At 70.2% G+C, this 12,946-nt stretch carries 10 protein-coding genes; 4 read left to right on the top strand and 6 right to left on the bottom strand.

Annotated features, from left to right (window positions below):
• Positions 1-22: 22 nt before the first annotated feature.
• The 6 genes from AC5RVG_RS03970 to AC5RVG_RS03945 are packed head-to-tail and all read right to left on the bottom strand — an operon-like array spanning position 23 to position 8,269.
• Positions 23-1,015: a DUF6177 family protein gene (locus AC5RVG_RS03970; RefSeq protein ID WP_494012791.1), complete on the bottom strand. Its 993-nt coding sequence runs from the start codon at positions 1,013-1,015 to the stop codon at positions 23-25.
• An 8-nt stretch (positions 1,016-1,023) separates the two neighbouring features.
• Positions 1,024-1,455, bottom strand: coding sequence for a hypothetical protein (locus AC5RVG_RS03965; protein ID WP_494012790.1), 432 nt, complete (start codon positions 1,453-1,455; stop codon positions 1,024-1,026).
• Positions 1,448-5,503, bottom strand: a complete 4,056-nt coding sequence (eccCa, locus tag AC5RVG_RS03960; protein ID WP_494012789.1) for a type VII secretion protein EccCa — start codon at positions 5,501-5,503, stop codon at positions 1,448-1,450. The genes AC5RVG_RS03965 and eccCa overlap by 8 nt, the downstream gene beginning before the upstream one ends.
• On the bottom strand, positions 5,500-6,600 hold the full coding sequence (locus AC5RVG_RS03955) for a nucleotide-binding protein (RefSeq protein WP_494012788.1): 1,101 nt from the start codon (positions 6,598-6,600) through the stop codon (positions 5,500-5,502). The genes eccCa and AC5RVG_RS03955 overlap by 4 nt, the downstream gene beginning before the upstream one ends.
• Positions 6,601-6,620: 20 nt before the next feature.
• Positions 6,621-7,946 (bottom strand): type VII secretion integral membrane protein EccD, encoded by a 1,326-nt coding sequence (gene eccD / locus AC5RVG_RS03950; protein ID WP_494012787.1) that lies wholly within the window; start codon positions 7,944-7,946, stop codon positions 6,621-6,623.
• 2 nt (positions 7,947-7,948) lie between these two features.
• Positions 7,949-8,269 carry a hypothetical protein gene (locus AC5RVG_RS03945; RefSeq protein WP_494012786.1) on the bottom strand — a complete coding sequence of 107 codons (321 nt, stop codon included), beginning with the start codon at positions 8,267-8,269 and terminating at the stop codon, positions 7,949-7,951.
• 261 nt (positions 8,270-8,530) lie between these two features.
• Here AC5RVG_RS03945 and AC5RVG_RS03940 point away from each other — a divergent pair, with 261 nt between their 5' ends.
• The 4 genes from AC5RVG_RS03940 to AC5RVG_RS03925 all read left to right on the top strand — a co-directional run bounded on the left by AC5RVG_RS03940 (position 8,531) and on the right by AC5RVG_RS03925 (position 12,935).
• Positions 8,531-8,878, top strand: a complete 348-nt coding sequence (locus tag AC5RVG_RS03940) for a hypothetical protein (RefSeq protein WP_493939538.1) — start codon at positions 8,531-8,533, stop codon at positions 8,876-8,878.
• A gap of 96 nt (positions 8,879-8,974) precedes the next feature.
• Complete coding sequence (locus tag AC5RVG_RS03935; protein ID WP_493939539.1) at positions 8,975-9,280, top strand: hypothetical protein; 306 nt, start codon at positions 8,975-8,977, stop codon at positions 9,278-9,280.
• A gap of 59 nt (positions 9,281-9,339) precedes the next feature.
• The gene (locus tag AC5RVG_RS03930) at positions 9,340-9,717 is read left to right on the top strand and encodes a DUF6507 family protein (RefSeq protein ID WP_494012785.1); all 378 of its coding nucleotides are present in this window, start codon (positions 9,340-9,342) and stop codon (positions 9,715-9,717) included.
• 59 nt (positions 9,718-9,776) lie between these two features.
• The gene (locus AC5RVG_RS03925) at positions 9,777-12,935 is read left to right on the top strand and encodes a glycohydrolase toxin TNT-related protein (RefSeq protein ID WP_494012784.1); all 3,159 of its coding nucleotides are present in this window, start codon (positions 9,777-9,779) and stop codon (positions 12,933-12,935) included.
• Positions 12,936-12,946 lie beyond the last annotated feature (11 nt).

Genomic DNA, 12,946 nt, shown 5'->3' with positions numbered 1-12,946 from the left:
TACCCCCGCGCGGCCGCGGCCGTCAGAACTTCCCGCCGGCCAGCTTTCCCACCAGGTCGCTGAATTCGTCGAGCGGATGCTGGCGGCCCCCGGAGGGATCGCGGTGGTACGTGACGGCGAGCGACTGCAGCGGCGGGACGCCCACCAGCCGCGCGCGCTCGCCGGCGGCGGCCAGGGCCTGCTGCGGGCCGAACTGCGCCAGCGCCTCCGGCCCGAAGAACGAGCAGGCGGGGACGCTGACGCCGGTGAAGCGCGCGGGAAAGGCCAACCGGTCCAGCAGCATGGTGTGCCCGGCCAGCGCGGTGCGGGCGTGGGCGCGGTGCATGGCCGAACCGAAGGAGGCCAGCTCGTCGTCGCTGAGCGGGTCCACCGATTCGCAGAACAGCTCCACCGACTCGTGCACACCCGTCGACGAGCGCGTCACGGTAAGCACGCCGATGGACGGCACCTCCGTACCGGGGCGGGGACGGCCGACCACGACGATGTTGCCGGTCATCGGCGCGAGACGGAAGCAGTAGTCGGTGAGGCCGGCAACGTCCCACGGTTCGCTGACCGGCTCGTGGATGCCCCAGCCCACCGGTGCGGCGCCGGTCAACTCGGTGAACAACGCGGCGGTGAACTCGCCGATGCGGGTGGATGCGCTGGCCGGATGCAGGATCTCGCCGCGGGCCTGGATCACGCCGTCGGATCCGGCCGGTGCCTGCAGGTAGTCCGGTGCCAACTGTTCCTCGGCGGCGAAGACGTCCCCGCCCCAGCGGTACTGCTGGCCGGTGAAGCCGTTGTAGAACGTGCCGTCCGCGGCGCTGGCCATCCAGACGCAGCCCTCGCGCTGCAGCAGTTGGTACAGCGGCAGCGTCAGCTTGCCGGTGCTGGGCGTCATCACCACGAACTGGCGCTCCGATGCGCGCGCGGCCACATAGGCGCGGGTGAGGGCGGGGGAGAGGAACGCCAGCGGCTTGTCCTGGAAGACGACGGCGGTTCGTTCGGTGTGGAAATCGAAGGCGGAGGCGTGCATGCCCATCCCTATTCTCCGGAGTTGGGCAGTTGGTGGGTGACGACGGCGCCGCGGCACCGCACGGCGATATTCTGCGCCACCCGGTAGCCGAGCGAGTCGCCGTCGGGGATGCCGTTGCGGACCGTGATCTCCTGCCACCACAGGTCCTGGTGCTCCGGCTCGGCGAAGTCCGGGTCGTCGGAGAAGATCGACGGGATCGGGGTGCCCTCGATGGCGTTCACGGTGGCGCCGGCGAGCAGCCGGGACACCTCGCCGGGAACCCGGACCAGGCGCGGCAGCTCGACGGCCAGCAGGGTGGTGCCGTTGCCGTCCTCGACCTCCAGCAGGGCGTTTCCGGCGGCCTCGCGGACGTACTCCTGCGGCACCACGGCCAGCAGCGAAACCATGACCACGTCCTGGCCCGGCTCATCGAGCGCGACGACGGTGACGGTGTTAGACATTGGCGGTCGCCTCCAGCGGGGTCCACAGGGTCTGAACTGTCTGCACCGGCCCGCCGGAGCGGACCAGCAGGCCGCGGCCGGGCGGCAGCCGGCGGGCGCGCACGTTGTTGAGCAGGCCGCCTTCGGAGCGGTCGCCGGAGAGGATCAGGCCGGTGCTGCCGGAGTCCCGCAGCGCGGCGAAGAACTGTTCGTACATGCCGCGGCCGGCCCCGCGCACCCGGCGGGTGAGGATCACGTTCAGCTGCAGTTCCGGGCCCATCGGCAGGTATTCGATCAGCGAGCGGAGCGGGCTGGCGCCGCCGGCCGTGAGGATGTCGTAGTCATCGGCCAGCAGGACGATCCGCGGGATGCTGTCCGCCTCGCCGATGCTGTCCTGCATCGCGTCGCCGCCGGTGGTCCGCTTGGACAGCTCCGAGGCGATCGCGTTGGCCAGCGGCTCGGCCTGGGCGGCGCTCGGCGCGTAGCCGCCCAGGTAGGCGTCCGGGACCACGTCGGCCAGCGCCCGGCGGGGATCGAAGACGGCGAAGACCAAGTCCCGGGACGGGTATTGCGCCACCAGCGAGGCGACCAGGGAACGGACGAGGTTGGTTTTGCCGGACTGTTCGTCGCCCATCACGATCAGGTGGTGCTCGCCGCGGACGACGTCCAGCATTTCGGGGCCCAGGTCAGTCTCGCGCAGGCCGAGCGGCAGCAGGCCCTGGAGCGCCGGGACCTCGAGCTGGGCGGCTTCCACCACCTGCGGCAGGATGCGCACCTGCATGGCGCGGGCATCGGTGGAGGCGGCGACGGCGGCCACCATGTCACGGGTGCCCTGCGTGGCCGTGTCCGCGTCGGCGACGCCGTCGATGCGCGGGAGCGCGAAGTGGCCGAAAAGCCTGGCGTCGGTCAGCGCGCGGCCCGGCCGGTCGGCGGGCATGGTCTCGGCCAGTTTGCGGCCGTAGGAGGAATCTGCCGGATCCGCCAGGCGCAGCTCGATCTTGGTGCCGAAGAAGGACTGCTGGGCCAGCCGGATCTCGTTTTGCCGGTTGGCGGTGGTGACCACGTGGATGCCGTAGCCGCCGCCGCGGGCGATCAGCGCGTGCACGGCCGGTTCGATGTCCTCGAATTCGTCGGTCAGCAGGCCGTAGCCGTCCAAGACCAGCACGACGTCGGCGCTGGGCAGCTCCGGAATCTTGCTTTGGGCGCAGAGCCTGCGCAGGGTGGCCAGCGAATCCACCTGGTACTTCTCGAAGACGATCTCGCGCTCGCCGAGCATGGCCAGCACTTCTTCCACCGTGCGGCGGACTACCTCGCGGTTGGTCCGCACGGCCACGCCGCCCACGTGCGGCAGGCCCTCCAGCGGGATCAGCGAGTTTCCCAGCAGGTCCACGCAGTAGATGCCCACTTCCTGCGGGCTGTGCGTGAGGGCCAGCGAGGCCGCGATGGTGCGCAGCGCGGTGCTCTTGCCCGACTGCGGTCCGCCGATGATGGCCACGTTGCCGCCCGCAGACTTCAGGTCCAGTTCCCAGACGCCCTGCCACTGTTTGGCCGGGTCATCGAGCAGGCCGATCGGGACCTTCAGCCCGCCGCCGGAGGCGAGCCGGATGCCCTGGCTGGTGGTGGTCACCGAACCGGCGGCGGTGTCCAGCGCCAGCGCCGCCGGCAGCGGCGGCAGCCAAATGGGATCCACGGCGCGCGGGAATCCGGCCAGGGTGGCCATCAGCGTGGACAGGACGGTCGGGCCGGTGGTGCGCTTGGACGCCCCGGTACGGGCCGGCCTGGCGGCGGCAGCGACGGCGTCGTCCGCCCGCTCCAGGCTGGCCGCATACGTGGGCATCGGCAGCACCCGGGGGCCGTCGTCGCCGGCGGTTTCGTCCGCCTCCTGGGCCTGGACATCCTCCAGCGGGCCCGAGACGTATCCGGCCTTGAACCGGGTGTAGACCGTGGTATCCACCTTCAGGTAGCCGTATCCCGGGACCGGCGGCAGGTGGAAGGCGTCCGGCGTGTCCAGCACGGTGCGGGATTCCGATTCGGAGAGCGTGCGCAGCCCGATCCGGTAGGACAGGTAGGTCTCCAGCCCGCGCAGCTTGCCGGACTCGATCCGCTGGCTGCTCAACAGCAGGTGCACGCCGATGGACCGGCCGATCCGGCCGATGGAGAGGAATAGGTCGATGAAGTCCGGCCGGGCGGTGAGCAGTTCGCCGAACTCGTCGATGATCACCACCAGGTGCGGCAGCGGCTCCATGGCCTCGCCGCGGGCGAGCCGTTCCTGCCGGTGCAGTTGGTAGTCGGTGATGTTGGCGATGTTGCCGGCGGCCTTGAGCACTTCCTGCCGCCGGACCACCTCGCCGTTGAGGCTGGAGTAGATGCGTTCGATCAGGCTCGCGTCATCGGCCAGGTTGGTGATCACGCCGGAGACCTGCGGCGCGTCGGCGAAGGGAGCGAACGTGGCGCCGCCCTTGAAGTCCACCAGCACCATGGACAGCAGCTCCGGCGGATGGGTGGCCAGCAGTCCCAGCACCAGCGACCGCAGCATCTCCGACTTGCCGGACCCGGTGGCGCCGACGCAGAGCCCGTGCGGGCCCATGCCGAACTGCGCCGATTCCTTCAGATCCAGCAGGGCCGGCCGGCCGCGGTCGTCGGGGCCCAGCGGGATCCGCAGGAAGTCCACTTCGCTGCGCGGCTTCCAGAGCCGCCTGATGTCCGCCTCGTCCAGCGCCGGGCTCAGGCCGAGCATGTCCAGGAAGCTGTCCGAGCTGGCGGCGGTGTTGTGTTCCAGCGAGTCCGCCGAGAGCCGCATCGGTGCCAGTTCCCGGGCCAGCGCCTCGGCGGTCGGCACGGCCAGGGGGTCCAGGGTTCCCTGTTCCACGACCGGCTCGACCGGATCCTCGCGGTAGTTCTGGATAGTGAATCCTGAGTCCGACGGCGGGGCGCCGGAGGCCGCGGAATCCGCGGCCGCGCCGGCCTGCGTGACGCGCACGCTGACCTCGCCGGGCTCCTGGCCGCGGTCGGCCACCAGATAGACCACCGTGATGCCCAGGTGGGCCAGTCCGGCGTGCCGGTCCGGCAGCACGAGTTCTTCGGGCAGCCCGCCGTAGCAGTCGGCGAGCACCAGCAGCCGCGGCAGGTGCTGGCTGGCGCCCCGGGCATTCTTGGAGGATTCGGCAGCCACCACCGCGCGGCGGTTCAGCTCGTCGGCGAGCACGGCACCGAGTTCGTCCAGGGAGCGGGCCATCCGGCGGACCGGGCCGGTGGCGTGGGCCTGCTTCTGATCCGCCAGATGCGGCAGCCACAGGGCCCAGTCCCAGTCGCCCAGCCGGTCTTCGCCGGCCGCGATCCCCACGTGCAGGTCCTCGGGCGAGTGGAAGGCACAGGCCTCGGCGAGCAGGTTCCGGGCGGCGTTGAGCACGAACCCGCGGGAGCCGATGATGCTGACGTTGCCGGCCGAGTCCAGCGGCAGGGTCAGCGGCAAATCCGGCGACGTCTCATACCGCCGCTGCAGGATCCGGACCTCGTTGTCCATGAAGGTGTCGCGCTGGGCCGTAACCGGGCCCTGCTCGTTGATGGTGATCTGCCGGCTGATCCGCTCGCCGGAACCGATCCGCACGTGCAGGAAGTCCTCGTTGCCGCGCCGCCGCTCCCAAAGCCGCTGCGTGTTGCGGACGATGTCGAAGAGGGCAGTGGGCTCCGGGTTGCTGGTGCGCGCCGTGGTGATGGTGCGCTGCTCGTCGGCGCGGAGCGTGGCCCGGGACTCCTCCAGGTATTCCAGGTAGCGGTCGCGTTCTTCGGCCCGGGCGCGGGCCGCCCGGCCGCGCTGGCCCAGCATCATGACGATGGACGCGACGACGGTCACGATCATCGCGATGGCGCCGACGGCGGCCAGGCTGTTGCCGCGGAAGAGCATCATCACGGTCATGGACAATCCGGCGCCCAGCAGCGGGATCAGCGCCATGGCGTTCATCCTGCCGGCCTTCTCGCCCATGGGCGGCGGGGCCTCCAGGCTGAAGGGGGCGGTCTCGCGCGCCGGGGCGGTGGTCCGGGCCGGCCGGTGGAAGATCTTCACGCTCATCGGCCGGTGTGCTCCATCGCCAAAGCCAGCGCGGTGGAGGCCAGCTCGGCCGCCTGCAGCCGGACGGCGCGGGACATCAGCCCCGGGTCGAGTTCCACCCCGCCGGCCAGGTGCCGGTCGTAGCCCAGGGGCAGCACCGAGATTCCGTCCCGCGCCAGCAGCTTCGCTTCGGCCATCGGGTCCAGCGGGGCGTCGGCATCCGTCCGGGTCAATACGGCCAGCAGGCCGGTCCCGGCCAGCTCAGGGGTGGCCGCCCACGCGGCCGCCGTGCGCCGCACGTCCTGGACCCCGGCCACCGAGGCGGGGGCCACCAGCACGGCCAACTGTGCGACGCCGATGGCCCAGTTGGTGTCCGGGTTCTCGCCCGGGCCGGTGGCGCAGTCGTAAACCGCCACCGGGCAGTACCGGGAGATGTTCTGGCCGGCCGCCGAGAGCGCGGCATTGCCGGCATGCCCGCCGAGCGCACGTTCCCCGGCCACCCAGAGGTTGGGCCCGGCGGCGGCCAGCTGCCGGCGCAGGTCGTCCGCGCTCCCGGCGGGGGAGTAGTGCAGGACGGCGGCGGCGTCGTCGATGGCCGGTGCGTCCGGCACCCCGAGCCGCAGCGCCAGGGTCCCGCCGGCGGGCGCCAGGTCGACGGCCGCGATGGTGTCCTGCCGGGCCGCCGCATACAGCGATGCGAGCAGCGCCGCCGTCGTGGTCTTCCCGGCCCCGCCCCGGCTGCCGATCACGGCGATCCGGCGCCCCGTGCTGACCGCGGCCTGCGCGCCGGCCGTGGCGGCGACCAACCGCCGCGGGTAGTCGTCGGAGGAGAGCAGGCCCCTCGCCGCCAGCACGGTGCGGACCAGCCAGGGCTCGCCGCGCCGGCCACGCAGGCGGCGGCGCCGCTGTTCGGCATCGGACTCGAACGGGCCGGGCCCGGCGGGTCCGGCGGCCGGGGCCGGCGTGCTCCACGGGTCGGCCACCTGTGTCCGGCCGGGCAAGCCCGCAGCGGACGGGGCGGCCGGGGGCACGGAAGCCTGCCGGGGCGGGCCTGCCGGGACGTGCCCGGTGGCGGTATTCTCCCGGGCGATCAGGTCCCTGCGCGACATCGGTTCCATGGAATCGGTTCCAACCTGTCTCAGTCGAAGGTGGTCAGCAGCGAGGCGAAGACGCCGAACAAGCCGATGACCAGCGGGACGGCGGCCAGGATGGCCAGCGTCTCCAACCGGTTGGCCAGCAGGCGCAGTTTCGCGGTGGAATGGTCGGCCAGCGTGACGGTCAGCGAGATCACCACGGCGATGGCCAGCACCAGCAGGCCGGCCGCCACGAACCAGCCGTGCCCCGGAGAGAAGGCCAGCACCGAGCGCGCCAGGGCCAGCGTGCCGACGGCGGCCGCCAGGTACAGCGCGATCCGGTCGGTGGCCAGCGGAAAGGCGCGCGCCCGCAGCCCGGTGGCCAGGGCCAGGCAACCGATCAGCGGCATCGTCCAGGCCTGCCGCTCGGTGTCCGTTCCCAGGATCCACAGTCCGGCGGCCACCGAGAGCGCCGCCAGCGCGGTGCCGAAGCTGAGGCCGCGGTGCGCCGAGCCGATGGCCACGTGGACGTCGGTGCGGCCGATGCGGCCTCCCTTGGCCCGCCGGTCGTCCAGCGTGGCCAGTCCGGACGCGGAGAGGGCGATCTGCGGCAGCAGGCCGAGGGTCGCGCAGCTGAGCAGCGCGGCCACGCCGGCGGCCAGCACCGGGGCGCCGAAGAGAGCCAGCGAGGCAGCCCAGAAAACGGTGAGCAGGGCGAGCAGGCCCGCCGCAGACATCAGCGCCCGCGGACGCTGCGAGATCAGGCCGGCACCGACCAGTGCCACGGCGCTCGCCGCGGCGGCCAGCAGCACGTGCGTCCCGTGATCGGCAGGCAGACGCAGCACGCCGCCCACGGCCAGCAGCCAGCCGGTGCCCACCAGCAGCGGGCCCAGCACCGTGGCGGTCACCCGGCCCAGGTAGATGCCGGCGCCCAGCAGCACCGCGGCCAGCGCGAAGAAGACGGCCGCGGCCATGGCCGTGGCGGCGCCCTCGAGCAGCAGGTGCACGCCCAGGTACAGTCCGACGGCGGCGAAGACGGCGCCCGTCCCGCGGCGGACCCGCTCGGTCCAGCGGCCGCCGATCTCCTCGGTCTGTTCCACCACGGCGTCGGTGATGTCGTACACCACCGGTGCCGGCGGGGCCTCGGAGACATTCACCAGCCGGAGCATGGCGCCGTCGGCAATGCCCGCGTCGGTCAGCGACGCGTCCTCGCGGACCGGATCGCCGGCGGGGGTGATCAGCGTTTTCACGGCGACGGCGGCGGCCGGCTGGTCATCGAGCAGGTCCAGGACCTGCGGCAGCAGCAGGCCGACGGGCGTTTGCGACGGGAGCAGGACGTCCACATGGCGCTGCGGCCCGGCCACGGTCACGCGGGTAAAGGTTTCGGCCATGCTCAAGCGGCTCCTCGGTGGGGGACGGGCGGCAGGCGGGCGCCGTCGTCGTCCGCCGGATGGCCACCGAGGTGGAAGACGACGGCGGACTGCGAGCGCTGCTGCCGTTCCTGCCGCAGGTCTTCCAGCAGGTTGGTCACGAACGAATAGCCCACGCAGACGGCGGCGATGACAGCCGCCATGGCGATGCTGAAGAAGAAGGTGCGCACGCTGGACTTCCAGCGCCGCTGGAGCGGGTTCGCGCCGTACAGCAGCGCCGTGGTCAGCCGGGCACGCCGGACAGCCACTGACTCAATGAGCTGGTTGTCGTAATCGTGAGCCACATCTCTCCTCCCAAGCGGTGCGTCGCCTACCGAGCTTATCGCTCCAAACGATGGATAAATTCCCGCGTGTCCCGCTCAGGATGGGGAGATGTACCCATTAACGTCGATTGACGCGGTGCGAGCCAGCGCGTTCTATGGTAAAGGCGGGAAACCGCTCGAAGACAACCGGCCGGGCGGCAACCCGGCGCACCGCGGACGCAGCAGGCGTCCGCCGGCGGAAGCGGCAGCTACAGCCCCGTGACGGGGCACGGAGGTGGAGCAATGAGCGGCAACCAGTTCATCAAGATGGAAAAGAGCGCGTTTGTCGACGCCGGGAAGGCCAGCGCGGCGGCCGATACCGAACTCCAGGCGCTGATGAAGGAGCTTGAGGCAGTTCCCGAGCCGATGCGTGGCAACACCGCCGGCGACTTCTGGGAGAAGTTCAAGGGCATCATGGGCCGGGCCAACATGGTGGCGTCCGGGCTGCAGAAATCGCTGGTTTCCATTCAGCAGGGCCAGTCCGAGGTCAACACCACCATGCAGCTGGGCGAGCAGCAGCAGGCCGACGACGCCGATGCCACCGAGGGCAAGGCGGCCTGGGACGACGCCGTCTTCCGCAACCGCGGCTAGCCTGCACCGGAAGCAGGCAGGCTCCCGCCGCTCAAGCGGCAATGACCCACAGACGATCTTTTTCCGGCCGAGGCCGGGCATGAGGAAGGAAACATCATGGCAGACCAGAATTCATTCGCCTTCTCCGACGGCGGAGCATCGCAGGCCCAGGACAACCTGGACCGGGTGAAGAAGAAGCTTAACGCGCTGGTGGAAACCCGCAAGAAAGACGCCGCGGACCTGCAGGCCAAGTTCCAGGCCACCGACATCGCAGAGCAGTACGACCGGGTGGAGCAGGCCTGGGCAGACGCGGGCTTCGCGTTCGCAGGCATCATGGCGGACGTGCACAAGCTGCTGGAGGATGCCAAGAGCACCGCCGGCAACACCATCAAGACGGCCGGCGCGAAGATCGCCAACATCTAGACCGGCAGCATCCAGATCGCATCCAGTCCGCCAAGGTCCGGCACGAAAGGCAAACAGCAGTGGCACTCGACGGCTGGGACATCGAACCCACCAAAGTCCAAACAATCGTCACCACCGCCAGCGGGCGGGCCGACAGCTTTGAGACGGATTTCCCGGCCCTGGGTACCGCCGTCAGCGACATCGTCGCTGCCGCAAAGTCCGGCCCGGTAATGGACGCGCTCAACGGCTGGGCGGAGAAGACCGTCCAACCGGGCCTGAACAGTGTTGCCGGACGGCTGCAGACCACCTTCCAGGGCACCATGGACGCGGTGAATTCCTACGTCATGGGGGACGCGCAGATGGCGTCGGATGCCCAAAACCTGATCGGGACGCTGCCCGAGGAGGGAGACGCCTCGCGGCCGCACCGGCCGCACGGACCCACTCCGCTGGCGCTCTGATCGACCGGTCCCGCAAATTTCACAAACATCAAGTCTCACGCACCGAATAAGGGGAAGCAATGACGGCCTGGGATCCCTACGCCGAGGAATACCCGCAGCGGCCCGACGCGGAACTGCTGCGCACCCACGCCAAGGCGCTGGACGACAAGGCCGAAGACATTGACGACGCCGTCGAACTGATCGAGAGCGACTGGAGCGGGCTGGAAGCGGTCTATAAGTCACCGGAAGCCCCGCAGGTCTACGTCGCGGTCAAACCCATCAGGACCACCACCGAGGACCTCAAGTCCGACACCGCGGCCATCAAGTCGGCCATCGAGGCGTTCGCCGACTGGGCGGACACCTTCACCTCGCGCTACGACGCGCTGGTGGCCCGCTGGCACGGCGTGCGGGCGCGGATCGCCAACGAAGGCAGCAATTGGCGCAAGGACGAGGACCTGGTCAACGACGACAACCGGATCCTCAGGGACGCCAATGCGCTGGCGGCCGAGCACATGGCGGCCGAGCGAACCTGCGCCAACGCGATTGCCGCGCTCTACGGCGGCATCACCCTGGCCGAAACCACGCAGGACGGCCCCGGCACCGGCCAGCAGGCCTACGGCTACTCGGCAGAACAGCTTGATTCGGCGACCGGCGAGGGGCACATTCCCTGGGGCAAGCCGACGGAGTGGGACAAGCCGTGGTACGCGGACGCCTGGGACGGCATGGTGTCCTTCGGCAAGGGCGTCTGGAGCGGGATCACCGGCACGGTGACCGGCCTGTGGAACATGGTCAACTTCACCGACGGCGAGACCTTCGCCGCCACCTGGAAGGGCATCGGCCAGATCGCACTGAACGTGGCCATCGTCTCCAGCCCCATCTCCGCGCTCGTGGCCGAGTCGATCGGCGGCCCGGGCACGGTCAAAAAGGCAGGCGAGGAACTGCTGGCCGTCGGCAAGGCGGCCATCCACTGGGACGACTGGCAGCGCGACCCGGCCTACGCCGCCGGCGCGACGGCGTTCGATCTCTCCGCCATCCTCCTGACCGCCGGCGGCGGCGCCGTGGCCAAGGCCGGCGGCGTGGCCAACAAGGTCACCGCGGTCAGCCGGGCCGGCGGGGCAGCGGCCAAGGTGCTGGACTTCTCCGGCCTGTCCAAGACCGCGGGCCTGACCACCCGCGCCATCGATTTCTCCACCAACTTCAAGTTCACTGCCATCGATGTCACGACCAGCGGCTTCAAGACGGTCACCGGCACGGTCCGCCCCTACGTCAGCACCGCCGGCCACGCTTTCACCGACGGGCTGCGCAACGCCGCCTCGGGCCTGCGCGCCGGCGCGGACAACTTCACGACGTCGCTGCGCACCGGTACGGACAACCTGGCGAACGCGCTGGGCGGCCCGCGCCTGGCTACCGCGGGCGGCGGTTACACCACCGGGCACCGGTTCGATGTGGAGGCGCCGTCCGGCCGCAACGCCAACAGCATCATGAACTTCGACGCGGACGGACCCAAACCGTCGCCGCGCTCCGGCGGCTACACCGTGCCGGAACGTCCCGGCCCTCCGCAATACGGCCAGCGGATTGAGACGCCGGAGGCCAAGCCGGCGCCGGCACGCACCCCCGACGCGGAGGCTCCGTCACGCACTCCCGACACGGAGGCTCCGTCACGCACTCCCGACGCCGGAGCCGATGTCTCAGGCTCAAGGGCCCCGGAACCCGATCCCATTACACCCAAGGCGACCGCTGCGGGGTCCGGCGACGGAATCAACGCCTACGACGTGAACGGACAGCGAGTCAACGACAGCTTCCGCCATCCGCAGGAACCGCAGTACGGCACCGCTGTGCCCGACGCGATCCAGAACCCGGAGGCACACGCCAGATATGGCCAGCACCGGGCCGATGACCTCTACCAGGACGTGGAGATGCCGGACTGGGCGGACCTGCCCAAGGACCAGCACGGCCGCCTGGACATCAACAGCGACCTCGACGCCATCGTGGACCGCTCCCAGCCCGCCTACGGCACCGACGAGCTCGGGAACCCCTTGGATAGAGCCGAGTACGCGAACCGGTACAGCGAGTTGGACGAGTTCCGCCCGGACGAGTACCGGGCGGCCTATCCGGACAACGCCGGGGCGGTCGAAGGAACCATCCGGACGTACTCGTCGTACGACGAGCTGCAGTCAGACTTTGGAAATGTCCAGCTGGACCGGATCGGCCCCAACGGCGGAGCCTACCTGGCCATCGAGGGAACCCCGTGGCACATGCGCGGCCTGCCGGTCGATACCCTCGGCAAGGAGCTGCACCACTTCGAGCTTGGACGCCTGCCCGAGGGCGTCAAGGTCGAGGTCTCCGAAATCGCCCCGGCTTTCGGGCGCCCGGGCGGCGGAACCCAGCTGCGGTTCCTCGACACCACCCAGGGGACCGATCCCAAGGCCATCGGCGTCGACGAACTGATCCGCAGGGAGGGCCTCCACGAGACCGGGCCGCGCCAGTTCGACCCGCCGTGGGCGCGCAACGCCGGCGACCCGGTGGACCTGCTGGCCAAGCACGACCTCGACTTGTCCGCACGGAAATCGGTCATTGACGCGGTCGAAGAGCAGCGCATCACGCTGGAACCCACGACCGTCTACGAGGTGGATGGCCGCGGCAAGTTTTACACGAACTCCGCCGGCCACATCCAGCAGATCGAGGCTCCCAGCGGAACCAAGGGCAACTGGAATCCCGAGTTGAACAACCCGCGGCCCAACGTCCGCTACCACATCGACGGCAACATCGTGGTCCACACCGACGGGTTGGGGCGCCCCACGGCACTGCACGCCCACGACCTCGAGTACTTCCCCAAGGAGCAGGCCGACACCTGGCGGCATCCGGGCAACCAGACCCACGTCGGAGGGCACGGCGGCGGCGACTACGACGGCGGCCACCTCCTCGCGGCCATGTTCGGCGGACCGGGGGAGAAGATCAACCTGATTCCCCAGCTGAACATCCAAAACCGGAATCTCGGCCTGGGCGCCCTGACGCCCATCGAGCGGTTGCGGCTGACGGGGGCCGCCGACACCTGGTATGACACCGAGCTTTGGATCCGCGACCAACTCCGCAACGTGCCTCCCGGGGGCAGCAAGCCCTCGGTCACCTGGGACGTCCGCCCGATCTACGATGCTGGTGGGGGAAACCGTGTTCCACATATGGTGGAACTCAAGGTAACGGTTAACGGCCAAACCCGGCGCTTCGACTTCGAAAACTAAGGAATGTACTC

This window comes from Arthrobacter senegalensis (assembly GCF_059091765.1).
Note: the sequence above shows the minus strand (reverse complement) of the source record. Positions and strands in the feature narration are given on the sequence as shown.